Origin of the sequence: Hydrogenobacter sp. (genome assembly GCA_041287335.1) — a bacterium.
In the GTDB taxonomy this organism is placed as follows: Bacteria; Aquificota; Aquificia; order Aquificales; family Aquificaceae; genus Hydrogenobacter.
Genome location: JBEULM010000030.1, coordinates 1 through 22,087, shown reverse-complemented (window position 1 = coordinate 22,087; position 22,087 = coordinate 1). Strand labels below are relative to the sequence as shown.

The window sequence follows — 22,087 nt, the reverse complement described above, 5'->3', positions numbered from 1 at the left end:
CTTTAAAGGATCAATACCAGTATAATTATAAATTCCATGCGTGTACTTATTACCGGTGCTGCGGGATTTATAGGCTCTCATCTGTGCGAGAGATTTTTGAAAGAAGGCTTTGAGGTTATAGGCATGGATAACTTTATCACGGGTTCACCTGATAACATAGCACACCTTTTTGGTCACCCTAAGTTTAAATTTCTGCATTACAACGTAATAAATTACATATACGTAGAGGGTTCCATCGATATAGTGCTTCACTTTGCCTGTCCCGCTTCACCTGTCGATTATATGTCTAACCCTATACATACTATGAAGGTTGACTCTCTCGGAACTTTAAACACTCTTGGGCTTGCTAAGTTAAAGAAGGCAAGATACATTTTTGCCTCAACATCGGAAGTTTACGGTGATCCCTTCGTACACCCACAGCCAGAGACTTATTGGGGTTACGTAAATCCCGTAGGACCAAGGAGTGTTTACGATGAAGCAAAGCGATTTTCGGAAGCGATGTGTATGGCTTACTACAGAGAACACGGTATTGATGTGAGGATACTCAGGATATTCAACACTTACGGACCCCGTATGAGGACAAAGGATGGTAGAGTTATACCCAATTTTATAACCCAGGCGCTAAGCGGTGAACCCATCACGGTTTATGGAAAAGGAGAGCAAACGAGAAGCTTTTGCTATATCGATGACCTTGTGGAAGGTATTCTTAGGGCATCCCTAAAAGATGGTCTTTCGGGCGAAGTTATAAATCTTGGAAACCCGGAGGAGGTAAAGATAATAAATCTGGCAATGCTCATTGTTGAGTTGACAAAAAGTTCCTCCGAAATCATTTTTACCCCACAGCCACCGGATGATCCCAAAAGGAGATGCCCCGATATAACAAAGGCTAAAGAACTCTTATCTTGGGAACCCAAATTTAGTTTAAGGGAAGGGCTTGAGAACACAATAAGCTGGTTTAAGAAGAAGCTGAGAAAAAACCTATAAAAGGTGCAAAAGAACCGGTACAGTAAAAAAACTCAAAAGTATACCAAAACCTATACTTGCAAAGGCAAGTTCATAATTCAACCCGTATTTGAGAGCTAAGATGCCCGCCATCATCATACTCGGCATGCCAGCTTCAAGAAGAGAAACCTCAAGTATTGGACTTTCAACACTCAGAAGCTTAGATATACTATAAGTTATCAAAACTGAAAGTATCATCTTTATAAAGAGAGCAGCGAGGCTCAACTTTAAATATCTTCTTATGCCAGAAAGGCTGAGGGATAAACCTAAAGCAAAAAGCACAACCGGTGAAAGCGAAGAAGCTATAGTATTCAAAAATTCCACTATAAAAGGTTCAAGAGTATAGCCCTTTAGTGTAAAACCGAGCATGAGACCTAAAAAGGGTGGAAAGGTAAAAAGCTCTTTGAAAGCCACATTACCTTTTGATATCAAAAAGCCTACGGTGGATATAAGTAAAAAGGAGCCAAGACTGTCATATATTACGGCGTACTTGAGACCTTCCTCACCGAAGAAAGAGAGTGTGTAAGGATATCCTAAAAAGGCTGTATTTCCGAAGGAAGATACAAGCACGAAAGTTTTCAGGTCACCACTTCTGAGTTTGATTATCCTGCCTAAAATATAAGAAATTAGTATGCAAACGCTAATGCCCGTCCAGGAAAGTATAACTACGGTGACAGTATTTTTTCCAAGTCCAAGGCTGTGTGCGGATTTAAAGCTCACAGCAGGTAGTGCCACGTATACAACGTAATCAATAAAAACTTTTGCGTCTTCCCTTTTGAATACTCTTGACTTTCTCAGAAAATACCCTAAGGCAATTATGAGAAAGACTTTAAGCATAAATGAGTTTTTCTATCTCCCTTCTAACTATGGAGTAAGACCCCAAATGCCTCCTCAGAAAATTCTCAAGGCTTTTTATAGGAAGAAGGTTTTGTGGGGATCTCCTGTCTTGAAAGGTGCTGCTTACAAGTCTGGGGAGAATACCTGCCGTTAAGTCCGCGATATGCTTAGTAATTTCCAAACCTACTTTTTCAAAGACCTCCAGTCTCGCAAGAGATCCTATCCCTTCACCTTCCGTGAGCTTAACGTACCACGTGTATTTTTCAACTTTCTCTTTCTCTTCCTGTCCACGCTGATAATGAACTTTTATTATAGGTGTCCTCTGCCCACATCTTAGCTCATTTAACATATATGCATCTTCCCTTCTTATAAAGAGCTTTTTTATGGTCTTTACGTAGCCTACACATAATGTTCCTCTCAACCTATTGCTCAGTGTTCCATCGCATATCAAAAGTGTGGGTTTTAATTCTTTTGCTACCTTCCTTGCCACACTGACTTCAAGCTCCTCCCTCATTACCCTATTGATCTCTTTGGAAACATCATCCTGAGTTGTGCGCATTTCAAATACACCTTGATACTGCATATCTTCAAATATTCCTTTCACAACCAAGTACCTTTTTATTATGGGATAAATCATAGATTCTCTTACTGAGTTGAGCTTTCCAAGTTCAACTATTATAGCTCCAGCGCCAAGAGATGCAAAAGCACCTTCATAACTTGAACCGTTATCATCTATCAGGTATAAGGCATACTCTGTCCTTCTCACCCCATCTACGAAAGCAACGGTTATGCGCCCACCGGGAAATGTCCCTTCGTAGGGTTTTGGTTCTTCAGCCAAATCTACAAATTGCTCTGATTCTTCGTATTCCAAAAGGCTCACATCTGGAATCTCCCAAGGTCTTAGGGCTATCTTATACTTACCCCACACACCTATTCCCTCACAAACCAAAAACAACTGGTTTACCGCTACCTGTTGCCTTCAAAGGTGTTCTATGCCTGAGTAGATTGAGAGAAAAAGCTAAATTATCGTAAAGGTCTATGGAGTAATTGTCCCAGAAAACGCAAGTTCCGGCAAGGCAAAAGTATCCACCGCTTGTGGGCGCTATCTGTTCAGCTATTAGAAGGGTATAATTGTCCTCACTGGATTTTGCTGTATCTTCAGCACGGGCTACAACTTTTATATCAGGCATAAGTGGTCTTATAGAAGCTGTACAAGGAAGGAGTATTTTTCTGACAACTACTTCGTTCTTTTCGTTCTTTGTGTATCTTCTCAACTTAGATGTTACGACAAAGTACATATCGCCTTGATGATTGTTTACCCCATCAGTTACTTCATCTCCGTTTAGCTCCATACCGAAACGCCTTGCGAGGGTATTGCATGTGTCAGCTATGCGATCCTCATTTTTATAGTATCCCAAAAGGATAACCTTTTTACCATCTTCCCATACGAGTCTTTCTATATCTTGGGATTCTTTTTCCGTGAAGGGTATCTCTGGGTAATTAAAAACTATTGTATCATACTCTTTCAATCTTTCCCAATTATCAACTTCATCAATGACAATTCCAACCTTTTGTGCCTCCTTACTGAGCTTAGAAAAATAGTAGTAATCGGTTACAGTAAACTCCTGATGAGTTATGCTCCAAGCTACCCTTGTCATGGTCTTTATTATACTCCTCTTCTCTCCCCAAAAAGTAAAGTACCTATTCTCACTATGGTAGCGCCTTCTTCAATAGCAACTTCAAAGTCATGAGACATACCCATGGAAAGATGGGCAAGCCTTGTAGAAAACTCAAGCTCCAACTTCTCCTTTAATTTTCTGAGCTTTTCAAAGTAAGGTCTCACCTCTTGGGGGTCTTTCCTGTAAGGTGGGATACACATGAGACCAACAACCTTAAGATTTTTATACCTCAACAAGCATTCATAAAAGCTAAGGATACTTTCCACCTTTATACCACCTTTCGTTTCCTCATCACCTACGTTCACCTCTATGAGAACCTCCTGCACTTTGCCCAAACTTTGAGCTCTTTTGTTTATTTCTTGCGCCAAGCTCTCTCTGTCAAGGGAGTGTATAAGACTTACCTTTTCCAGAATGTACTTTACCTTATTGCTCTGAAGCTTACCTATAAAGTGCCAGTCTATGGCAAGATCCTTTAGCTCTTCATATTTTCTTAAGAATTCCTGAACTCTGTTTTCTCCATAGGTGAAAAGGCCGCAACTGTAAAACTCCCTGATCTTTGCGGGAGGTACACTTTTTGAAGCGCCAAGCAAAATGACCTGAGACCTTTCCCTCCCTGCTTTCTTGCATGCCTTTTGAATTCTGTCTTCTACTTCTTTTAAACTCTCGCAAGCCATCTTATCCTTACTGTACTATGGCGTTAAACTAACGCCTGCTTCTTGATCCTCAGCCAGGTTTAAAAGCTGGAACCTCCGCATCCGCAAATACATCCATGTGTTCCTTTCCTGCCAAAGAAGAGATCTTTGTATTTAGTTCCTCTATCTCCTTTTTAACAAAGGAGTAACTTACAAACTCCACTATTTTTTCCGGATTTATGAGATACAAAGTAGGCACGACCTCTACACTGTACTTTTGGGAAACTTCGTAAGCGGGATGATCCACGAGTTGAGGGAATGTAAGGTTATACTTAGTGATAAACTTACCTATGTCCCTTTCGCTATCCTGCACTATTCCCCAGAAGGTGATTTTGTCACCGTAAAGTCTATACATTCTTTCTACAAAGGGCAGCGTAAGCTGACATGTAGGGCAGGTAACTTTATAAAAGGTAAGCAGTGCGTACCTTGAAGTTTCATAAAGTGAACACCTTTCACCTTTGTATGAAGCGAGTAAGAAATCCGGTGCTTTATCCCCCACTTTTAATGGCATAACTTCACCTCCTTGTTAAGTTCCAATATCTTTCAGACTTCTCAACACATTCTCTACATGCCCTTTTGCTTTCACATTGTACCAAGCCTTCTTTATCCTTCCCGCTTCGTCTATCAGAAAGGTGCTTCTTATTATGCCTTCAGTCTCTTTACCGTACATCTTCTTCTTACCGTATGCAAAATAGAGTTTTGCAACTTCTTTTGAGGGATCACTCAAAAGAGTAAAGTTAAGCCCGTATTTTTCTCTGAATTTCCTGTGGGAATTTAGATCATCCGGACTTATGCCTATTACCTTCACTCCAAGAGAGTAGAGCATCGACATGCTATCCCTGAAGTCACACGCTTCTTGAGTACATCCGGGTGTGTCATCTTTCGGATAAAAGTATAGAATAAATGACTTTCCGAGAAAGTCCTTAAGGCAGAACTTTCCCTCTTTCCCATCCTCACCTATGCCATCAAGACAAAAATCGGGTGCTTTATCTCCCTCTTTCAACATGCCACTAATTATAAAAAAATCCTCTGGATCTTCTGATGTGATTTATATCATATTCTTTATCTGGCAGTGTTTTTTTGATACTTTTGTTGCGCCTTCTTACAAAAAAATTTTTGGTATTATAATATAAACTTCTGGAGGATCTTATGGGTGAATTTGAGAGACTGCTTGAAAAAAGTCTTGAAGAAGCAAGGGATATAAAGAGGGGGGAGGTCATACGATGTAAAGTTATAAAAGTGGACGATAGAAACATATATGTGGATATAGGTTACAAGGTGGAGGGTATAATCCCGAGAGAGGAAATACCAAACGCAAAGGAGGGAGATGAGATAAAGGCTGTGGTAACTAAAATATCAAGGGGGGGCTCTCCAATTCTCTCTTACAGAAGATACATGGAAGAAAAATACGTTCACTTTCTGCGTTCAGCCTATGAAAGGGGAAGGTTTCTCACTGGAAAAGTGAGAGGAAAAACTGATGAGGGTTACATAGTTGATATAAACGGTATCCCTGCCTTCATGCCTTTTAGTGAAGCGGGTAGAAAAATCAGAGAAGGCTCAAGGGTGGTTGTAAAAGTAATAGAATTTCAAAGTACTAAGGAAGGTATAAAGCTAAAAGTATCTCAAAGGGCTTATTTGGTACAGCAGGAAAAGAGAAAAAAGGAAAGACTGTTAGGAAAGCTGAAAGTTGGTGACGTTGTTGAAGGAAGGGTAATAAAGATAGATCCTGAAAAAGGTATAACTCTCCTCATTCAAGGAGTTCTGAGAGCCTTTCTACCAAAAGAGGAGCTCTCATGGGGTAGAGACAAAAACCCATACAACTATGCGGAAATAGATGAAAAACTCAGAGTTAAGGTAAAACGCATTCCAAAGGATGGAGAGTTCATATTTGTGAGCCTTAGGGATATGAAGGAGAACCCATGGGAGAAAGTGAAAGAAAAAATAAACAGAGGGGATCTACTGTCAGCCAGAATAGTAGAGTTTTCGGACAGAGGGATCATCGTAGAGGTGCAAGAGGGTGTGGAAGGTTTTGTACCCAAAGAGGAAATATCTTACGATAAAAGCCCCAACTATAAGAAGGGTTCTGAGGTAAAGGTGAAGGTTCTTGAGTTTGAACCGTCACGTAAAAGGCTCATCCTGAGTATAAAGAGAGCGTTACCAAAACCGTGGGAAGAATTTTTCAAAGAGCATCCCTCAGGGAGCAAGGTAAAGGGTAAAGTTGAGCGTATAGAGGGGGCAAAAGCTTTGGTAGATCTGGGGAACGGTGTAAAAGGTTTGATACACAGAAGCGATCTTTCATGGATAAAGCCCGGTAGAGTTGAGGATGTGCTGAAAGAGGGAGAGGAGCGTGAATTTGCAGTTCTTGCCTTAGAGGGTAGATTTATAAAGTTAGGATTAAAACAGTTGACGCCAAATCCTTGGGAATTAATAAAGCAAAAGTACAGTGTAGGACAGAAGGTGATGTTGAAAGTGAAGTCATCACATCCTTTCGGTGTTTTTCTTGAGTTTCCCGAGGGTGCAGACGGTCTTTTACCTTTATCAGAAATACCAAAGGGTGTGGAACTAAAGGAAGGAATGCAGGTAGAAGCAAAGATCCTTGAGATATCTCCAGAGGAAGGGAGAATAACACTCAGTATGAAAGAAGAGAAAGAGGAGAGGAGGGAAGAGGCGATTACCACAGGATCGGAGAGTGGCTTCACCTTAGGTGACATACTCAAGAAAAAAATGAAACTCTAAGATGACAAGAAAAAGTATAGTAAACGATCTTTGGAAGGGTGGTGATCTCTCCAAAAAAACTCTGTACAGCATACTAAATTATATCTTTGATGCAATAAGCCAGGCTCTCATGGAAAGCCAGGAGGTAAAACTCTCGGGATTTGGAACGTTCAAAGTTAGGTATACAAAAGAAAGAAGGGGAAGAAATCCGAGGACGGGTGAGATTAAAATAATACGCTCCAAACGTACTGTTCAGTTCAAACCGAGTAAAAAACTCACGATGAAGTTGAATATATTTGCCAAAAGAGGTAAAATTTAGTTATCAACGGGGTGTGGCGCAGGTGGAAGCGCGCTGGCATGGGGGGCCAGAGGTCACGGGTTCAAGTCCCGTCACCCCGATATTGAGAAACACACTGCTTTATTTTAAGTATATAAAGGATTGACAAAAAAAGAGGTATCGTAAGATAATTATTACATGATTTACGCATTGATGTTAATAATATTTTTGGTAGGTTCTTCAAAAGGTGATGACATAGAAAGGATAATGAGTAAAGATGTCTTTCCTACCCTTTTTCAGGGTGGAAAAACCAATCAAAAACAGTTACTTGGTTATGTAAAGGTAGGTAAAAAAGGATATGTCTTTTACCAAGAGCAAGGTAAAATAAAGCGAGAACCTTTCGGTAACATACTGGATATAAGAAGGGGGAAAATGTACATGGTGGAAGGTGGAAAGATAAAAATTGAAGAATTTAAATTCCTAAAGATAGGAACTTCTGAAAAATCTGAAGTACCTAAAAATCTGCCACCTTTAAGAGAGCTTTTAGAAGGAGGTAAATCAGGTAGTGGACATTGAAGAGTTGAAAAAAATACAGTTAGAATGTGCAAAGAAAGTGTTGAAAAAGGATGATTTTGAAAGCATAAAAACAGTTGGCGGTATAGACCTTACCTTTGAAGATATAAAAGAAAACCCTACAAAAGCGTGGGCGGGTATAGTAGTACTTGATATGAAAACGTTAAAACCTGTGTATGAGGATGTTATAGAGGGAGTAGTTGATTTCCCTTACATACCAACTTTTTTAGCCTTCAGAGAATTACCCCTTATGCTAAAACTCTACGAAAATCTTAAGCTAAAACCCGATGTTTATTTTATAGATGGTCAAGGCGTAGCGCATCCAAGAGGCTGTGGTATAGCATCTCACTTTGGTATAGTTACAAACAGTGTAAGTGTAGGTGTTGCCAAAACAAGACTCTTTGGTTATCACAAAGAACTGGAAGGGAAAAGGGGAAGCTATGCATACCTAACTTATAAAGGCAATATAGTAGGTGCGGTACTCAGAACGAGGGATAACACAGATCCTATTTATGTATCCGTAGGACACAGAATAAGCTTAGAAACTGCGGTTGATCTTGTACTTAAAGTTTCGCTGTATCGCATTCCCGAACCTACGAGATTAGCTCACAACCTTCTGCAAAAGGTTAGAAAAAACCGCTAATACATAGTAATCTAAACATTAATGTTGAAAATGTGTAGCCTCCAAAAAGGGGCGAGTTTTTTATGCCCTTCTTGTCCTTCTTGTAGTCACACCTTTTTGTCATACTGTATATAGAAATCTTCTTAGGAAGATATCAAGTAGATTTTTATTTTCAGCCCCTTCGCAACTCAAAAGTTCTTTCGGATTTATTCCTTCCTTCTCAAGCTCATCTTTGTATATCTTCATCCAATCCTTTATCATGTTTTTGTCTACCTCAATGTGAAACTGCAAACCTACAGCTCTTTTATAAACAAAGGCTTGGTTTTCGTACTTCTCCGAAGAATACACTCTCACCGCCCCCGACGGCAGGTCAAAAGTATCTCCGTGCCACTGGAATACCTTGAGTCTCTGCGGAAATTCTTCAAAGTATATATGATCATTCCTCTTATAAACCTCAAACCATCCTATCTCTTTACCCTTTTCCCCTCTGTAAACTTTTGCACCAAGCACCTTAGCTAACATTTGACTTCCCAAACATATACCTATCAAAGGGACATCAAGCTTTAAGGCTTCTTCTATTAGTCTAAATTCGTAAGAGAGGAAGGGATAGAGATATTCCTCGTATGCACCCATGTATCCTCCTAAAACAACGATGAGAGAATAATCTTCCAGAGATCTTTTTAGTCTTTCCCCTTGGGCTGTATCCATGTAATCCAATTCAAAACCCATATCCTTCAATATTGGTTCCAAAAGCCCAAGGTGTTCTACATGTACGTGTCTTATAGCCAGAACCCTCATCTTTACTATTGTAATATTCTTTCCTGCTATAATGATGTTAACACATGGTAGATGCGCAAATCGTCAGAGAGGCTTTGAGAAAAAACAAGGTAAAGACAGAAAACTTTAAGGGAATTGAGTACCTCAGGTTTACCGACGACTTTAAAGATATACCTAGGGGGACTGCGCTTTTTAAAGACTTTGTGGTGTGGGGGTACCCACATATAGGGAGAATATTTCAGTTATCCGTTGGTCTTCCCGAACAGTTTAATGCACCGGTGTGGGTAGAGGAGAAGGTAGATGGATATAATACGAGGATATTTCTTTACAAAGATGAGATTTATGCTCTCACCAGAGGCGGATACATATGCGCCTTCACCACAGATAGAGTCAGGGAATTTATAAAAGAGGATTTTTTTGAAGAAAACCCAGATTTGGTGCTGTGTGCAGAGGTTGCCGGTCCTGAAAACCCATATGTGGAAGAATCACCTCCTTACATTAAGGAGGACATAGCTTTCTTTGTCTTTGACATAATGAAAAAGGGAGAACAAGGTTTTTTAGCATACAGGGAAAAGCTCAAAATCATAGAGAAGTATGGATTACCTCACGTGGAGATATTTGGAAGGTTTGAGCTAACACAGATAAGTGATATAAAACGTATACTCAAAAAGCTTAATGACGAAAAGAAGGAAGGTGTGGTGTTCAAAGAAGACTCGGAACGTGACAAGAGAGTAAAGTACATAACGAGTTTTGCCAACATAAATGATATAAGGATTACATCTTTAAACATACTGGGTTTGCCTGCCGATTACTACACAAACAGGCTTTTGAGATTGGCTCTATTTATAGAGGAAGAGCAGATCTCAAAGGATGAGAGGCTCTATACGGAGATAGGTAAGGCTTTTCTGGAAGGTATATTCAGGGCGTGTGAAATGGTGAGGTCAGAAGATAAAGTATACAGAACTTTCAGGTGCAGATTCAATAAGAAGGAAAATGCCCTTTTCTTCATTGAACAAATAAAGCATGCATCCGCACACATACAGATCATAGAAAGACGTTTAGAAAAAGATGGGAAGCATTATCTACTTGAGTTTGATAAAGTCTATCTCAACATGACGGGTCTTTTGGGACATCTCTTAAAGGGTGGATCAGTTATAGATTAATTCACTTCCCTACCTTGGCGAGGCTCTCCATTATATATCTGAGATTTCTGGGATCTATGAGCTTTATACCCACCTTATCAGCCCACTTCCTTAGACCTTCATCACCGGAAACTAATATGGCATCAAGTTCGTAAGAAAGAAGCAGAACATCAACATCCTCTTTACTATCTATTATACCTGCCCTGAGCGCTTCTCTGTATTTATCTCTGAGTTTGTTTATTACTCTTCCCACCTCTTCTTCCGCAAGCTTTCCCGCTTCCTTCGTATGTTCTTCAGCTATCCTCAAGCCCTTGTTTATTCTCTGTCTCACATCCTCTATAAACTCGTAGAGGAATTCTGCAGGTACCATGAGTCCCCACTTCCTGGGAGATCTTATTCTTACCACAAGCTCAAACTTGGGGGTTATATCTCCCAAATTGACCATCTTAGTAAGTTCGTAATATACGGATGTAGGCATAAAAAAACTGGCATTGGTGTGAGAGGCAAGAGAAATAAAGTTTTCTATGGCTCCGAGCTGATCAGATTCAAACTGGTTATATACGTCCGGGTTTGTAAATACGCTCGTATCAAGAACGAAAGTATCCATACCTTTATGATAACACAGAAGCGGGTAAGCTTTCTTTCACTATACTGATGGGTACTTCCAGACCAGTCCATATCTTAAAGCTCTCTACGCCTTGATAAATTAACATCCCAAGACCATTTTGGACCTTAGCACCTTTCTCAGAAGCCTTTCTCAAAAGGTACGTGTTTTTGTATATTACATCAAAAACCGTATGCTTCTCCTTTATTTTGTCATAGTCAAAAAGGGGAGGTTCATCTTCCGATAGACCTACGGATGTTGTGTTTACTATTATATCCACACTATCAAGTGCATCTTCAGGTTTTGCTACTAACTCTGCAGGGAACTTTTTGGTAAGCTCAAGGGCTTTTTCACGCGTCCTATTCCATAGGAATATGTAGCAATCTTCCTTGCTCAAAGCATAAAGTACAGCCTTTGAGGTACCGCCTGCACCCAAAACGAGCACCTTTTTACCTTTTATACTTCCTTCCGTATCCTTCAGAGCCTTCAAAAAACCTATCCAGTCAGTATTGTACCCCTCAATTTTATCTGCGAACTTCACAGTGTTTACAGCTCCTATAAGGGCAGAATGCTCATCCGAAAAATCACAAAATTCAAAGGCTTTTTCCTTAAATGGTACGGTGATATTTACGCCCTTTACCCCAAGAGCTTTGAGACCGAAAAAAGCCTCCCTGAAATTCTCCGGTTTTACTTCAAAGGGTACATAAACTCCATCTACACAAAAGTACTCAAAAGAAGCGTTCTGAAAGATGGGTGACAGAGAATGTTTTACAGGATAGCCTACTATACCGTAAACTTCCGTCCTTCCGGATAATTTCATCCAATGTGAAGTCTCGGCTGAAGTATCTCCACCTTTTTGACCCACCTGAGGTTTCCACGTATAGCCATATCAACTACATCTTTCACGCTCGCATCAACTATGGGACATTCGGTACAACCACCTTCAAACTGTAAATAGACATTCCCTTCCTTGATGTCAACTACTTTTAGGTCCCCATGATGATCCTTAAGGGCTGGTCTTATCTTCTTTAAAATATCTTCCACCTGTTTGTACTCCTTTTCCATCATTTTTAATCCTCCGCTTCTCTGTATAAATTTTGTATCTTTTCCCATAAAATTCCCTGAGCTTCGTCATCCAGATCCATCATGCGGAAGAATCCTTTAAGTGTCAACTTATCAAGAACTACATCGGTTATGTCATCCTCTTCAAGTTTTCTCAGTCCATAATCATAAAGGAGGTCTCTTATCCTGGGTTGTTCCTCAATAAGTTGTCTGAGATTTGTGTCAAAGGTTATTCTATCTCTCATAGTTCCTTTACTTTTCTTACAAATAGATGATACTCACCATCCTCCTCGTACATGCCGAGAAATTCCTGTCCTGTTGCGTTGCACCATGCAGGTATGTCCTCAATAACACCAGGGTCGTCAGCTATAAGCTCAAGTACTTCGCCCAGCTTCATGCCTTTCATAACTTTTGATGTTTCGGCTATAGGTACTGGACAGAAAGTGCCTACAACGTCATGCACCACATCCGGTTTTATATCCTCTAAGTTCATCCTTCTACTCTCTCCTTATTGTATATTTTAAAACTGTCAAGCGATGTTTCGTCAAGCGGTTCTCCCAGTATTTCCAGTTCTTTTCCCTTTATACTTAGCGTCACATAACAAGATTCTCTCTTTGAGTATCTTGATACTATATCAGCCACAAGCTTGTACTCCTCTTCTGGTAGATCTCCCTTGATGAGGACAAAAGTACCTTTACCGTCTTTTCTGTAGGCATGATCGTAACGATTTTTAAAAGTTTTTAAGAACTTTGCCTCTCCTTCGTTTCTTGCCACTATGAGCTTTGCCTTAGAAGGTAGTCTCAGGTGCCTACCTACAGAAAAGAGGAAGAGATCTTCCCGGGTAATAAACTTATCAACCGATAGAGCTTCTCTGAACTTTACCGCGTAGTTCTCATCGGTAAGATAACAACAACCACCTGCAGGCTGTTCGTACTCAAGACCATACTCTTTAGCCAGCTTTATCTGTCTGTTCCTACTTCTTCCCTTTATATCAAGCAGTTTCTCTCTATCTATCCATCCGAGTTTTTCTGGAACGGTAATAGGGAGGAGTTTTGCGGAAAGAGGTCTCACTACATAACCTTCAAGCCCAGCTTCTTTTTCTATAAGCTTCAGTCTGTTCATCGTTTGGCTCATGGGTCTCTGACCGAGAACCTCACCCGTTATCACGAAAGAGTAATCTTCCTTTTCCATGATCTCTTTTGCTTTCTTGAGCATGAGCGATCTACAATCTATGCATGGATTGACGTTTTTGCCATATCCATACTTGGGATTTATAACCACATGAAAGTACTCTTCAGAAATGTCTATCACATCAATGGGAACTTTAAGTTGGGCTGCCGCCCTAAAGGCAGGATTGACATACTGCTGTCCATCTCTCTTCTTAAGTCCAAGGCGTCTCTTATATTCCGTGATACAAAAACCCGTGTAAAAGTAAAGAGCTTTCACTTCAACGCCTTGGTCCTTAAGAAGGCGGACAGCTAAAGTACTATCAAGCCCTCCAGAGAGAAGAGCAACAGCCCTAACCTTACTCATGTAGAAAGAAACTCAAACTCCTTACTTTCTTCCTCCTCCTCTTCGTAACATCCAGGTATTTTTTCAGCTTCTTCTATCCTTCCCTGTTTGAGAAGGTAATCCTTTATGGCAACATGGAGGGTCTCAAGTCCCAGGTTTGTACAGTGTATCTTCTGAGGGGGAAGTCCTCCAAGCTCATCGAAGATATCCTTATAAGTTAGGTTCAGAGCGTAGCTTATGGGTTTACCCTTTATCATCTCGGTTAGCTGTGAGGAAACTGCTATGGCAGAACCACATCCAAAGGTCTTAAACCTTACATCTTCTATCACATCGTTTTCAGGATTCACCTTGAGTGTAAAAAGCATAGCGTCACCACAGGCAGGGTTACCGCACTGACCTATGGCGTTGGCATTTTCTAATACACCCACATTTCTGGGGTTTAAAAAGTGATCAAGTACCTTCTCGCTGTATTCAAACATAACGTTCACCTCCTTTCAGCTTAATACAATTTATAACTATAAACTTTTGCATGCATGTTGTTATGATAAGTATCAATCAAAAATCTCAAGGAGCTTATCCTGAGCTAAGATCTTGTAAAAGCTTTTGCTTAGCCTATGATCATCTTCTAACTCTATATACCTTTTAATCTTTACCTTCTGTGTGAAAACTCTTGAGTACGATACGGATACTATCCTGTCCTGAGTTCCGTGCAGGATAACTATATCAATGGCAGGATCTTTCGGAAAGCGCACTTCATCACCTACTATTATTTCGTAACCTTTATCCAGTATATCTCTGGCAAAGTCTTTGTGTATCACAAGCTCTGTACCAGTTTCACATTCAGATATCCTCAATTCTTCTTCACCTCTGAGCCACTTTTTACACTTGTCAATACCTTCCTGATCCAAAGTCAGCTGTAGTGTGGAATAAGAAGGAGCAAAGAGAAGGACTCCTTTCAGAAGCTCTTCTGTGTAAAATCTTAGGTAGTTGAGAACTACGTATGCACCGTGAGAGCTTCCCGAAAGAAAGAGTTCCTTATACTTGTTTTTAAAGCCTTTTAGGAGTATGTCAAGAATCTCAAGTGACCTGCTTGTGGTTGTAGTGTGATACTCCATATCCATAGCGAAAAAGGAAAAACTTCCCGTGCTAACTGCGTAATCTCTAAGCGCTTGCACCTTTGAGCTTTTTACATTTGATGCAAAACCGTGAAGGTGTAAAAGCAGTCTATCAGAATTTACAGGCTCGTAAATAAACATAGTTATATGATATATCACCTTTTGCTGTTGTACCTTTCCATCCATGACCTTCTAAAACTTTCAAAACTTCCCAATTCTATAGCTTTTCTTATTTCTTCCATAAGCCGGTGGTAAAAGCTCAAGTTGTGTATAGTTCCTAATACGTAAGCCGATATCTCCTCAGCTTTGTAAAGGTGTCTCAGATAAGCCCTCGTAAAGTTTTTGCAGGTATAACAATCGCAGTTTTCGTCTAAAGGTGAAAAGTCCTTCCTGTAGATCTCACCGGTTATATTTATCTTCCCGTAAGATGTAAAGAGTGTTCCTGTCCTTGCCATTCTGGTTGGTGCAACACAGTCAAACATGTCTATACCTCTTGCGACGCATTCCACGAGATCTTCCGGCATGCCAACCCCCATTAAGTATCTTGGCTTTTGCCACGGTAAATACTCGCATACTACTTCAACCATGGAGTACATCAAGTCCTTTGGCTCCCCTACAGACAAGCCACCTATAGCGTAACCGAAAAGATCCCTTTCAACTGTAGAAAGAGCTGACACCTTCCTGAGATCTTCAAAGAAAGCCCCTTGGACTATACCAAAGAGCGCCTGGTCTTCTCTCCTTTTGTGTTTTATACTTCTGTCCAACCACCTGAGTGTTCTTTGAACAGAGGATTCTGCATAGGCATAAGTAGTAGGGTACTCAACGCACTCGTCTAAGGGCATTATGAAATCAGATCCAAAAACTTCCTGCAGTTGTATAACTTTTTCTGGAGTAAAAAAGTGCATAGAGCCAGACAGATGGTCCTTGAACTCCACGCCTTCTTCAAAGACCCTCACTCCAGATCTGTTATCTTTAGTTCTCTTTCTTGATAGGGAGAAGATCTGATAACCTCCGCTATCTGTAAGAAGCGGTTTTCTCCATCCAGTAAAAGAGTGAAGTCCTCCAGCAAGCTTGATCACCTCAATGCCTGGTCTAAGATAAAGATGATAAGTGTTGGCAAGCATGATCTGTACACCTATATCATCTAAAAGTTTGTGTATCATGGCTTTGACAGTTCCTTGAGTTCCAACAGGCATGAAAACAGGAGTTTCAATAATACCGTGAGGTGTAATCAGTCTTCCCCTTCTTGCATCACTTTCAGAGGCTATAATTTCAAAGGAAAACATGCGAAAAAATACTACAACATGACCTTTCTGCGATCAAGCTTATACAAACTATAATAGGATGTCACACCCACGATAGCACCCACAAGTACGTCAATGGGAAAATGAACTCCCATATACATCCTGCCGTAAGCTATCAAAAGGGCATAGCTCCAAAGTATAACCTTCAGTAGAGCTGGCGATTCCGAAGAAAAGAAAGATGCTAAGAAGAAAGCCATAGCAGTATCTCCAGACGGAAAGGACTTGTGATAAAGAGGCTCTAAAAGGTAAATGTTCGTTAACATGTTTGCAGGTCTTGGGGCGTTGAAGACCACCTTCAAGATGTGTACACTCAAGCTTTCAAGCGCAAGTGAAAGTATAAAAAGCTTTAGCCTTTCCCTTTTGAACAACAGGACAAAAAGCAAGGCAGGTATAAGGACGTATCCCTTCCCGAGAAGGTAAAAGTATCCAAAAAAAGCATCAAGAAGCTCATTTCTGGTATGGTTCACGAGATAAAAAAGTTCTACATTCAGAGGGAAATTTTCCACATTCATTCAGGTTTGCTTATAAAGTATTTTACCCCTTTCTACGCTTTCAGGGATCAAGGTCACCTTTTCGTCACTCATAAAGGATACAAAACCCTCTATAAGACCCGCAAAGAAATATATTACGGGAGACTCTATCAGATCGCCGTTAGTTATAGCGTCGGTAAATATGTCTTCCTCTATCTTCACTTCTCCATTGACTTTTTCTATCTTTTTGGCAAAACCCAGATCCTCAAGTATTATGCATGCCCTCCTTAAAGCTTCTTCCTTTGTTAGAGTTTCAGGAAAGTGTCCTATAAGGCTCTCCAAGAGCTTTGGACCAGATTGCCTCCCCGCATCTCTCAGAACCGCCTTCGCTCCTTTGTCACCTATGAGGTTTTTAACCCCCTCAGCCATATTTACTATGGCAAGCAGTAGTATGTCGGGATCTACCATAATAACTACCCTCCAGTTTCCAATTTTACCTACCCACGTACGTGTTAAATATAAGAATTCTTTATAAGCGGATAAGAGAATTTTATTATCCTACCACTTCGTAAGGTCTGTGTCTCCATTTGGCACCCAAAGATTCTGCAAGTCTTTTAGTTTTTTCAATATCAACGCCTTCGTAATCTACGGCGGTAGCTATAACCTCAAAGCCTTCCTGAAGGGCTTTCTTTATAAAGCGTATAACCTTTTCAAAGGCATCGGACTGGGCAGGCTTGCATACCTTGTTATAAGTATTTTCATCTTGAGCGTTCAGACTAACCGACCACACATCCACAAGTCCCTTCAGTTCGGAAAGTTTATCCTCGGGGAGGTAAGTGAACATCAAACCATTTGTGTCAACCCGAACCTTCCCACCTTTTGCTTTTATGTATCTTGCTATCTCCTTGAGTGCTGAAAATCTAAGTGTAGGTTCACCGTATCCGCAGAAAACCACCTCATCGTACCTTGCAGGATCTGCTATCTCTTTTATAACTTCCTCAACGCTCGGATCCCTTGATGTCCAAACCCAGTAGCCTTTTATCATAAAATTCCTCTCCCTTTCTCTTTGGCAAAAGGAGCAGTGAAGGTTACACTTGTTTGTCAGATTTATGTATAGCTTATTGTTTATTACGTAAGTTATCGTGTCTTTCTTTCCGTTGTTGTCTATGTTAAAAAGAAGTTTGGCATTTTCGGAGGTCATACGGTCCACATCCTCAATGGAGGAATTGGGAATAAGCTGAGCCATCACATTTGCAGTATGCCATATGTAAGGAGGTTTGTTAGGCTTGCCTCTCGCAGGCTGAGGTGTCAAAAAGGGACTGTCCGTCTCTAATAAAATTCTTGCGGTAGGTGTCCTTTTTACCACTTCTCTAAGCGTTTCCGCATTTTTGTATGTTATTATTCCCGAGTAAGATATGTAAAAGCCAAGATCTACACACTTCCTCATAAACTCGTAGCTTCCTGTAAAACAGTGCATTACACCTCCTACTTCGTAAGCCTTCTCTTCTTTAAGAACTTCTATGGTTTTATCTTCAGCATTCCTGCTGTGTATCACTAAAGGAAGCCCCAGCTCTATAGCTATGCCTATTTGCTTTCTGAAAATGTCTTCCTGTTTTTTTCTATCAGAGTAGTCTTTATAAAAGTCAAGACCTATCTCGCCCAAGGCTCTCACCTTAAGGTGTTTTTTCGCAACGTCTTTAAGCCAAAGAAGATCCTCATCACCGATTTTGTCAGCTTCGTGAGGATGAAACCCTATAGCACAAAAGACGTGCCTGTTTTCTTCAGCAAGCTTTATAGCGTTTTCAATGGTTTTTCTGTCATAGCCTATGGTAATAAGATACTCAATAGAAGTATCTTTAAGGCTTTCTTTGAGATCTTCTTCTTTGAGAAGATCAAGATGGCAATGCGTGTCTATCATAGCTTATAAAATATAATCCTATTATACCTTGGATGATAGATAGGTATCCTCACTCTTACACACTTCTACCCACATACACCATACCAGATACCAGAAGTAACTGTTCGTCCACAGAACAACTGTTATAAGATACCCTGCTCGCTTTTGTTAAGTAATAGAAGTGCTATGCGAAAGAGGAATTTCTTACTTGGAGTGAGGTTATGACCCTGGCACTACCTCCACCTATTTTGGTATGTAGAACGGGCATAGGCATGTCTATAACCGCCAATAAGTTTAGAGGTATTAGAGCAGATTTATGCCTTAACGAATACATGGCTCGCATGAGCAGAAAGCACAACGATGCAAACGTGCTATGCCTTGGAGACAGGATGCTGGGTAATTACCTTGCCATAGTGGAAGTTTGGCTAAACACGGACTTTGAAGGCGGAAGGTACGAAAGGAGGGTAAGGCTTATAAGGGAAGTGGAAGAATTACAGCCTTGACACGAGAGGTATTAGTTTAAGGGTATAGTAAAGTAAAACAAGAGAAAAGCCTATAAGAAGGAGGTTTGAAAGGGGTTCATTAAAGGGCTTAAAGACTAAGGAGAGGGTAAAGGTAGGAATGCCAAACAATAGGAAAATCTCTAAGGTTTCGGGCTTTAAAAGCTCCTTTAAAGTAGGTATTTTTTCTTTACCCATCTTTGGTGCATATACCCTCCACCAGAGCATAAAAGGCACTATATGATAGGTAGCACCTACCGTTATAAAGGTTAAAAAGCCGTAAAGCATACCCTCCTTGTGCCAGCTTATAAAGCCAAAGTTTTGACTGCCAGCACTTGAAATTCCTACAGAGAGAAAGAAGGTAAAAAAGAAAAGACCAAGAAGGAGGAACTTTACAGAAATGTCAAGCCCCTTGAGAGGGCTTCTCCTCTGAGAAAGCGTCTTGTATATGATAAGAAAAAGAAGAAGCATAGATATAAGCACGCCGGAGCCTCCGTAGGCTATTAGGGTATAGTTTTTCAAATAAAAGCAGTAAAGGACAAAAAGGGAGGAAAGGTTAAGAAGCAAAAGGTTCAACCACCTTAATTTTGGTCTCCATAGCTCTTCAATTTGAAGCATTGGCACAAAAACATAGTAAGAGCCTGTTATTACATTGAGGAAAAAGCCTGAGGTAATTGCATGCTTTATTAAAAGGGGGTTCTGTTCAAACCACATAAGAAGGCATACAAGCGGTGTGTAAAGGCTACCGACAAACAGGAAGACTACTGAAGGGTCTGAAAGCCTGTGGGTGTTTAGAAGGATAAGGAGGAGAAAGAGAAGGTTATCTGCAGTGTAAAGAAGTTGGTTTATCTCGTAATTCAAAAGAAAGTAAAAAGCATTTAAAATGTTGAGTAAAAAATGAAAGTATATGAGCCTTCCTCCCCTTATTGGCTTTCCTTGAAGGGTAGGGTATAGCTGGAAGAGGCTGCCCTTTATTAGGGAGGGAAAGGCTATAAAGAGTAGCAGGTCTATATAAGGCTTCTTAGCCAGTTCAAGAAGGGGCGATAAGGTTATAAGTATAAGGGAAAGGAGTATATAAAGGGGTGTTAGTCTTACAAAGCCTGCTGGTCTTATCATTGTCCTATAAGGCTTCTTAGCTCTTTGATTAGCTCTTGGAACTTTTCGTCGGACAACCTCCTTATCTTCTTTGCCTGACCGAGCGTTACTGTATGGGGAAGTATCTTCCTAAGTAGAGGGTTTTTGAGGGGTGTAAAGCCATATTTTATTAATATATCAAGAGCTTCTGGCATCCGCTTTAATAGTTCTCCTACATTTGTGTTTTCATCAATGGTAAATTCAAGCTCCTTTGAGCATTCGGTGGTGCCTTCAAGTTTTCCTTCTGTGCCTCTTTTCCATATCTTTAACAGATAACCCTCTTCCGTCTCTTTTAACTCGTAAGTAAAACCAAGTTCTTCAAGCCTTGGTAAAAGGTGTGTAAAGGGTCTTGAACCGAGCACTTCAAGCACCTCACCTTCCTTAAGGCTTTCTAAAGCCCGGGCTATTTTTATCATGGGCTGAGGTGGTTCAAGGTTTCTCACATCAAGCCTCATACCCACCTCCAAAGAGGTATCCCTCAAGTTCTACATGAGCTTTATAACCAAGCTCTTCTACCTTTTCCTTTACAGCCTGTAGCAAAAAGTTACCCACGGGACAGAAGGGGCTTGTAGGCTTTATAACTATCTTAACCTCTCCTTCACCTATGCTTCTTACCTCTTTTACCATGTTCATGCTCACTATGTCAAGTCCTGTATGAGGGTCAATCACTTCTCTTAAGGCTTCAAGTATTTCCTTCATGCTACCTTCCTCTTATTCTGTCCCTAAAAAGCTCATGGCAGGACATACAACCTTGTAGCATATCTGTGTAAGCCTTGAGGGCTTCTTCCTTCTTGCCTTCCTTTATAAACCTTATAACCTCCTCCGCGCTACCATGCACCTGCCTTTCAAAGCTTGGCATAAGCCTTAAAAACTCTTCCCTTCTTGAAGGGTCTATGTATTGAAGGGGTCCTCCCTTTGGCATAGGATGCTCGGCTATCTCCTTGGCACCCTCCATTATGAGAGCGTCGTTGCTTAGCATAAAGCCGTAAAGCATCTTTTGAGCCGATAGGCTCACCATCTGCATGACCTGTTTTAATGTAAGCTCCTGCTCCTTCCCGTGCTCGTGGGCAAAGGAAAAGCCAAGGATGAAAAGTAAAAGTGCAAGCCTTTTCATGATAGCCTCCTTATTCTAATCTTCCAAAATTCGTCACCAAACTCTATATACTCCCAACCAACCCTTTTTGGGAAAGCCATAGCCATCTGGAAATATAAAGGTAGTGGGTCGTGGTCGTTTATTATGTAAAAGCATCCTCCCTCGTCAAGTTCTGAAAACCTTTTCATAACAAGGGGATGCCTAACGCCATGCTCAAGGGGTCTTAGGTCAATAACCTCACCTTCACAGCCTTCTTTATTTCCCATTGCTAACTCATAAAGGTATGCGTTTCCTTCTGGCATAAAGCCAAAAAGTACAGAAGGCTCCACCACAAAGACGCAAGGTGCCAAAGCGTTGCCAAACTTCTGACCTAATATATACCTCCCTGAACCTTCAGAAAGTATGTAAATCCTCTTATAGCTCAAAGCGGAGGGCATAAGGCTTTCACCGATTAAAGAAAACTCAAAACCATTAGCCTTTATCCTTTTACCAGGCTCAAGCTTTTCAACCATTATTTCCTCCTTACTCTAAAGAATTAAGCCTTCCATAAAGTATGTAAATGATTACAATCATAATTTTTAGCATCCCCTTTCTAAAAAAGCTATAGCCAATCAGCTCTTCTTTTAGGATAGGTTGCGGGAAGCCTCTCCTTTTTAAAGGAGAGATGAGAGTGAGCCTAATGTTTATGGTTAAGCATAGAAACAACTTGACATTTTCTAAGAAAGTGTTATACATAGAAAAACAGAGGAAAGGTTCATGAGAGCTGGAAAGCAAGCTAACTACTCCTACAAGTTCAAGCTCTATCCGACAAAGGAGCAAAAACAGTTCTTAAAAAGAGCTGTAGGTTCTGTGAGGTTTGTTTATAACTACATGCTTGCCAGAGCAAAGGAAGAGTATCAGAAGGAAGGCAAAAAGTGGAATGTTTATGAGTATAAAAAACTCTTGCCTTTGCTGAAAGAAGAGTATCCTTTTCTTAAAGAATCTCCTTCTCAATCTTTACAGGAAGCGGTGTTTAACCTTGACAGAGCCTTTAAAAACTTCTTTGCTGGAAGGTCGGATTTTCCAGCCTTTAAAAAGAAA

General features: G+C 40.5%; 31 protein-coding genes, 1 tRNA gene and 1 pseudogene. 9 read left to right on the top strand and 24 right to left on the bottom strand.

Annotation, left to right across the window (positions count from 1 at the left end):
* The first annotated feature begins 36 nt into the window (after positions 1–36).
* Complete coding sequence (locus ABWK04_04195) at positions 37–984, top strand: UDP-glucuronic acid decarboxylase family protein (protein ID MEZ0361088.1); 948 nt, start codon at positions 37–39, stop codon at positions 982–984.
* Here ABWK04_04195 and ABWK04_04190 read toward each other — a convergent pair.
* The 6 genes from ABWK04_04190 to bcp are packed head-to-tail and all read right to left on the bottom strand — an operon-like array spanning position 979 to position 5,216.
* On the bottom strand, positions 979–1,839 hold the full coding sequence (locus tag ABWK04_04190; protein ID MEZ0361087.1) for an AEC family transporter: 861 nt from the start codon (positions 1,837–1,839) through the stop codon (positions 979–981). The genes ABWK04_04195 and ABWK04_04190 overlap by 6 nt on opposite strands.
* Positions 1,832–2,794 carry a DNA double-strand break repair nuclease NurA gene (locus ABWK04_04185; GenBank protein ID MEZ0361086.1) on the bottom strand — a complete coding sequence of 321 codons (963 nt, stop codon included), beginning with the start codon at positions 2,792–2,794 and terminating at the stop codon, positions 1,832–1,834. The genes ABWK04_04190 and ABWK04_04185 overlap by 8 nt, the downstream gene beginning before the upstream one ends.
* Positions 2,778–3,497 carry a hypothetical protein gene (locus ABWK04_04180; GenBank protein MEZ0361085.1) on the bottom strand — a complete coding sequence of 240 codons (720 nt, stop codon included), beginning with the start codon at positions 3,495–3,497 and terminating at the stop codon, positions 2,778–2,780. Before ABWK04_04180 ends, ABWK04_04185 begins: the two co-directional genes overlap by 17 nt.
* An 8-nt stretch (positions 3,498–3,505) precedes the next feature.
* Complete coding sequence (locus ABWK04_04175) at positions 3,506–4,192, bottom strand: YggS family pyridoxal phosphate-dependent enzyme (GenBank protein MEZ0361084.1); 687 nt, start codon at positions 4,190–4,192, stop codon at positions 3,506–3,508.
* Positions 4,193–4,241: 49 nt separating this feature from the next.
* On the bottom strand, positions 4,242–4,721 hold the full coding sequence (locus tag ABWK04_04170) for a TlpA disulfide reductase family protein (GenBank protein ID MEZ0361083.1): 480 nt from the start codon (positions 4,719–4,721) through the stop codon (positions 4,242–4,244).
* 15 nt (positions 4,722–4,736) lie between these two features.
* The gene (bcp, locus tag ABWK04_04165) at positions 4,737–5,216 is read right to left on the bottom strand and encodes a thioredoxin-dependent thiol peroxidase (GenBank protein ID MEZ0361082.1); all 480 of its coding nucleotides are present in this window, start codon (positions 5,214–5,216) and stop codon (positions 4,737–4,739) included.
* A 143-nt stretch (positions 5,217–5,359) separates the two neighbouring features.
* Between bcp and ABWK04_04160 the strand changes: the two genes are divergently transcribed.
* From ABWK04_04160 to nfi, 5 genes are all read left to right on the top strand, one after another.
* Positions 5,360–6,946 (top strand): S1 RNA-binding domain-containing protein, encoded by a 1,587-nt coding sequence (locus ABWK04_04160; protein MEZ0361081.1) that lies wholly within the window; start codon positions 5,360–5,362, stop codon positions 6,944–6,946.
* 1 nt (position 6,947) lies between these two features.
* Positions 6,948–7,244: an HU family DNA-binding protein gene (locus ABWK04_04155; GenBank protein ID MEZ0361080.1), complete on the top strand. Its 297-nt coding sequence runs from the start codon at positions 6,948–6,950 to the stop codon at positions 7,242–7,244.
* Between the two features lie 7 nt (positions 7,245–7,251).
* A tRNA-Pro gene (locus ABWK04_04150) sits at positions 7,252–7,324 on the top strand.
* A 76-nt stretch (positions 7,325–7,400) separates the two neighbouring features.
* Positions 7,401–7,778, top strand: a complete 378-nt coding sequence (locus ABWK04_04145) for a hypothetical protein (GenBank protein ID MEZ0361079.1) — start codon at positions 7,401–7,403, stop codon at positions 7,776–7,778.
* Positions 7,768–8,418, top strand: coding sequence for a deoxyribonuclease V (gene nfi, locus ABWK04_04140; protein MEZ0361078.1), 651 nt, complete (start codon positions 7,768–7,770; stop codon positions 8,416–8,418). The genes ABWK04_04145 and nfi overlap by 11 nt, the downstream gene beginning before the upstream one ends.
* A 99-nt stretch (positions 8,419–8,517) precedes the next feature.
* Here nfi and ABWK04_04135 read toward each other — a convergent pair whose 3' ends face one another.
* A complete protein-coding gene (locus ABWK04_04135; protein MEZ0361077.1) occupies positions 8,518–9,195 on the bottom strand; it encodes a gamma-glutamyl-gamma-aminobutyrate hydrolase family protein in 678 nt (225 codons plus the stop codon).
* A 44-nt stretch (positions 9,196–9,239) separates the two neighbouring features.
* On the opposite strand from ABWK04_04135, the gene ABWK04_04130 reads away from it, so the two are divergent.
* Positions 9,240–10,337 (top strand): RNA ligase, encoded by a 1,098-nt coding sequence (locus ABWK04_04130; GenBank protein MEZ0361076.1) that lies wholly within the window; start codon positions 9,240–9,242, stop codon positions 10,335–10,337.
* A 1-nt stretch (position 10,338) separates the two neighbouring features.
* Here ABWK04_04130 and ABWK04_04125 read toward each other — a convergent pair whose 3' ends face one another.
* The 12 genes from ABWK04_04125 to ABWK04_04070 form a co-directional block, all read right to left on the bottom strand.
* Positions 10,339–10,923 (bottom strand): RNA ligase partner protein, encoded by a 585-nt coding sequence (locus ABWK04_04125; protein MEZ0361075.1) that lies wholly within the window; start codon positions 10,921–10,923, stop codon positions 10,339–10,341.
* A 4-nt stretch (positions 10,924–10,927) separates the two neighbouring features.
* Positions 10,928–11,740, bottom strand: coding sequence for a shikimate dehydrogenase (gene aroE / locus ABWK04_04120; GenBank protein ID MEZ0361074.1), 813 nt, complete (start codon positions 11,738–11,740; stop codon positions 10,928–10,930).
* Entirely contained in the window at positions 11,737–11,988 is a 252-nt protein-coding gene (locus ABWK04_04115; GenBank protein MEZ0361073.1) for a NifU family protein, read from the bottom strand. Before ABWK04_04115 ends, aroE begins: the two co-directional genes overlap by 4 nt.
* Before the next feature lie 2 nt (positions 11,989–11,990).
* Positions 11,991–12,227, bottom strand: coding sequence for a DUF1858 domain-containing protein (locus ABWK04_04110; protein ID MEZ0361072.1), 237 nt, complete (start codon positions 12,225–12,227; stop codon positions 11,991–11,993).
* Positions 12,224–12,475 (bottom strand): sulfurtransferase TusA family protein, encoded by a 252-nt coding sequence (locus ABWK04_04105; protein ID MEZ0361071.1) that lies wholly within the window; start codon positions 12,473–12,475, stop codon positions 12,224–12,226. The genes ABWK04_04110 and ABWK04_04105 overlap by 4 nt, the downstream gene beginning before the upstream one ends.
* A complete protein-coding gene (locus tag ABWK04_04100; protein ID MEZ0361070.1) occupies positions 12,472–13,515 on the bottom strand; it encodes a hypothetical protein in 1,044 nt (347 codons plus the stop codon). The genes ABWK04_04105 and ABWK04_04100 overlap by 4 nt, the downstream gene beginning before the upstream one ends.
* Positions 13,512–13,973: an iron-sulfur cluster assembly scaffold protein gene (locus tag ABWK04_04095; protein MEZ0361069.1), complete on the bottom strand. Its 462-nt coding sequence runs from the start codon at positions 13,971–13,973 to the stop codon at positions 13,512–13,514. Before ABWK04_04095 ends, ABWK04_04100 begins: the two co-directional genes overlap by 4 nt.
* A 72-nt stretch (positions 13,974–14,045) precedes the next feature.
* Positions 14,046–14,750: an alpha/beta hydrolase gene (locus ABWK04_04090; GenBank protein ID MEZ0361068.1), complete on the bottom strand. Its 705-nt coding sequence runs from the start codon at positions 14,748–14,750 to the stop codon at positions 14,046–14,048.
* Between the two features lie 14 nt (positions 14,751–14,764).
* Positions 14,765–15,895: a tRNA guanosine(34) transglycosylase Tgt gene (gene tgt / locus ABWK04_04085; GenBank protein ID MEZ0361067.1), complete on the bottom strand. Its 1,131-nt coding sequence runs from the start codon at positions 15,893–15,895 to the stop codon at positions 14,765–14,767.
* 11 nt (positions 15,896–15,906) lie between these two features.
* Positions 15,907–16,425, bottom strand: a complete 519-nt coding sequence (locus ABWK04_04080) for a phosphatase PAP2 family protein (GenBank protein ID MEZ0361066.1) — start codon at positions 16,423–16,425, stop codon at positions 15,907–15,909.
* Positions 16,426–16,851 (bottom strand): hypothetical protein, encoded by a 426-nt coding sequence (locus ABWK04_04075; GenBank protein MEZ0361065.1) that lies wholly within the window; start codon positions 16,849–16,851, stop codon positions 16,426–16,428. It abuts the gene before it with no gap.
* An 85-nt stretch (positions 16,852–16,936) separates the two neighbouring features.
* The gene (locus ABWK04_04070; GenBank protein ID MEZ0361064.1) at positions 16,937–18,301 is read right to left on the bottom strand and encodes a YchF/TatD family DNA exonuclease; all 1,365 of its coding nucleotides are present in this window, start codon (positions 18,299–18,301) and stop codon (positions 16,937–16,939) included.
* A gap of 224 nt (positions 18,302–18,525) precedes the next feature.
* On the opposite strand from ABWK04_04070, the pseudogene ABWK04_04065 reads away from it, so the two are divergent.
* Positions 18,526–18,783 (top strand): annotated as a pseudogene (locus tag ABWK04_04065) (RpiB/LacA/LacB family sugar-phosphate isomerase).
* Here the strand turns inward: ABWK04_04065 and ABWK04_04060 are convergent.
* From ABWK04_04060 to ABWK04_04040, 5 genes are read right to left on the bottom strand one after another with little or no spacing between them, the layout of a single operon-like run.
* Entirely contained in the window at positions 18,772–19,896 is a 1,125-nt protein-coding gene (locus ABWK04_04060; protein MEZ0361063.1) for a hypothetical protein, read from the bottom strand. The pseudogene ABWK04_04065 and the gene ABWK04_04060 sit on opposite strands and share 12 nt — an antisense overlap.
* Positions 19,893–20,369: a DUF1858 domain-containing protein gene (locus ABWK04_04055; GenBank protein ID MEZ0361062.1), complete on the bottom strand. Its 477-nt coding sequence runs from the start codon at positions 20,367–20,369 to the stop codon at positions 19,893–19,895. The genes ABWK04_04060 and ABWK04_04055 overlap by 4 nt, the downstream gene beginning before the upstream one ends.
* Entirely contained in the window at positions 20,359–20,613 is a 255-nt protein-coding gene (locus ABWK04_04050; protein ID MEZ0361061.1) for an iron-sulfur cluster assembly protein, read from the bottom strand. Before ABWK04_04050 ends, ABWK04_04055 begins: the two co-directional genes overlap by 11 nt.
* Before the next feature lies 1 nt (position 20,614).
* Complete coding sequence (locus tag ABWK04_04045; protein MEZ0361060.1) at positions 20,615–21,028, bottom strand: hypothetical protein; 414 nt, start codon at positions 21,026–21,028, stop codon at positions 20,615–20,617.
* The gene (locus tag ABWK04_04040; protein ID MEZ0361059.1) at positions 21,025–21,519 is read right to left on the bottom strand and encodes a DUF2249 domain-containing protein; all 495 of its coding nucleotides are present in this window, start codon (positions 21,517–21,519) and stop codon (positions 21,025–21,027) included. The genes ABWK04_04045 and ABWK04_04040 overlap by 4 nt, the downstream gene beginning before the upstream one ends.
* A gap of 244 nt (positions 21,520–21,763) precedes the next feature.
* On the opposite strand from ABWK04_04040, the gene ABWK04_04035 reads away from it, so the two are divergent.
* Positions 21,764–22,087, top strand: a 324-nt coding sequence (locus ABWK04_04035) for a transposase (protein MEZ0361058.1), incomplete at its 3' end; no start/stop codon positions are given.

Coding starts and splice junctions, on each gene's coding strand:
- ABWK04_04155 (MEZ0361080.1), top strand. CDS start 6,948: ATGACAAGAAAAAGTATAGTAAACGATCTTTGGAAGGGTGGTGATCTC.
- aroE (MEZ0361074.1), bottom strand. CDS start 11,740: ATGAAATTATCCGGAAGGACGGAAGTTTACGGTATAGTAGGCTATCCT.
- ABWK04_04075 (MEZ0361065.1), bottom strand. CDS start 16,851: ATGGTAGATCCCGACATACTACTGCTTGCCATAGTAAATATGGCTGAG.
- ABWK04_04100 (MEZ0361070.1), bottom strand. CDS start 13,515: ATGAGTAAGGTTAGGGCTGTTGCTCTTCTCTCTGGAGGGCTTGATAGT.
- ABWK04_04070 (MEZ0361064.1), bottom strand. CDS start 18,301: ATGATAGACACGCATTGCCATCTTGATCTTCTCAAAGAAGAAGATCTC.
- ABWK04_04055 (MEZ0361062.1), bottom strand. CDS start 20,369: ATGAGGCTTGATGTGAGAAACCTTGAACCACCTCAGCCCATGATAAAA.
- ABWK04_04080 (MEZ0361066.1), bottom strand. CDS start 16,425: ATGAATGTGGAAAATTTCCCTCTGAATGTAGAACTTTTTTATCTCGTG.
- ABWK04_04040 (MEZ0361059.1), bottom strand. CDS start 21,519: ATGGTTGAAAAGCTTGAGCCTGGTAAAAGGATAAAGGCTAATGGTTTT.
- ABWK04_04045 (MEZ0361060.1), bottom strand. CDS start 21,028: ATGAAAAGGCTTGCACTTTTACTTTTCATCCTTGGCTTTTCCTTTGCC.
- ABWK04_04190 (MEZ0361087.1), bottom strand. CDS start 1,839: ATGCTTAAAGTCTTTCTCATAATTGCCTTAGGGTATTTTCTGAGAAAG.
- ABWK04_04175 (MEZ0361084.1), bottom strand. CDS start 4,192: ATGGCTTGCGAGAGTTTAAAAGAAGTAGAAGACAGAATTCAAAAGGCA.
- ABWK04_04060 (MEZ0361063.1), bottom strand. CDS start 19,896: ATGATAAGACCAGCAGGCTTTGTAAGACTAACACCCCTTTATATACTC.
- ABWK04_04160 (MEZ0361081.1), top strand. CDS start 5,360: ATGGGTGAATTTGAGAGACTGCTTGAAAAAAGTCTTGAAGAAGCAAGG.
- ABWK04_04110 (MEZ0361072.1), bottom strand. CDS start 12,227: ATGAGAGATAGAATAACCTTTGACACAAATCTCAGACAACTTATTGAG.
- tgt (MEZ0361067.1), bottom strand. CDS start 15,895: ATGTTTTCCTTTGAAATTATAGCCTCTGAAAGTGATGCAAGAAGGGGA.
- bcp (MEZ0361082.1), bottom strand. CDS start 5,216: ATGTTGAAAGAGGGAGATAAAGCACCCGATTTTTGTCTTGATGGCATA.
- ABWK04_04095 (MEZ0361069.1), bottom strand. CDS start 13,973: ATGTTTGAATACAGCGAGAAGGTACTTGATCACTTTTTAAACCCCAGA.
- ABWK04_04135 (MEZ0361077.1), bottom strand. CDS start 9,195: ATGAGGGTTCTGGCTATAAGACACGTACATGTAGAACACCTTGGGCTT.
- ABWK04_04090 (MEZ0361068.1), bottom strand. CDS start 14,750: ATGTTTATTTACGAGCCTGTAAATTCTGATAGACTGCTTTTACACCTT.
- ABWK04_04050 (MEZ0361061.1), bottom strand. CDS start 20,613: ATGAAGGAAATACTTGAAGCCTTAAGAGAAGTGATTGACCCTCATACA.
- ABWK04_04180 (MEZ0361085.1), bottom strand. CDS start 3,497: ATGACAAGGGTAGCTTGGAGCATAACTCATCAGGAGTTTACTGTAACC.
- ABWK04_04170 (MEZ0361083.1), bottom strand. CDS start 4,721: ATGCCATTAAAAGTGGGGGATAAAGCACCGGATTTCTTACTCGCTTCA.
- ABWK04_04115 (MEZ0361073.1), bottom strand. CDS start 11,988: ATGATGGAAAAGGAGTACAAACAGGTGGAAGATATTTTAAAGAAGATA.
- ABWK04_04145 (MEZ0361079.1), top strand. CDS start 7,401: ATGATTTACGCATTGATGTTAATAATATTTTTGGTAGGTTCTTCAAAA.
- ABWK04_04125 (MEZ0361075.1), bottom strand. CDS start 10,923: ATGGATACTTTCGTTCTTGATACGAGCGTATTTACAAACCCGGACGTA.
- ABWK04_04195 (MEZ0361088.1), top strand. CDS start 37: ATGCGTGTACTTATTACCGGTGCTGCGGGATTTATAGGCTCTCATCTG.
- ABWK04_04130 (MEZ0361076.1), top strand. CDS start 9,240: ATGGTAGATGCGCAAATCGTCAGAGAGGCTTTGAGAAAAAACAAGGTA.
- ABWK04_04105 (MEZ0361071.1), bottom strand. CDS start 12,475: ATGAACTTAGAGGATATAAAACCGGATGTGGTGCATGACGTTGTAGGC.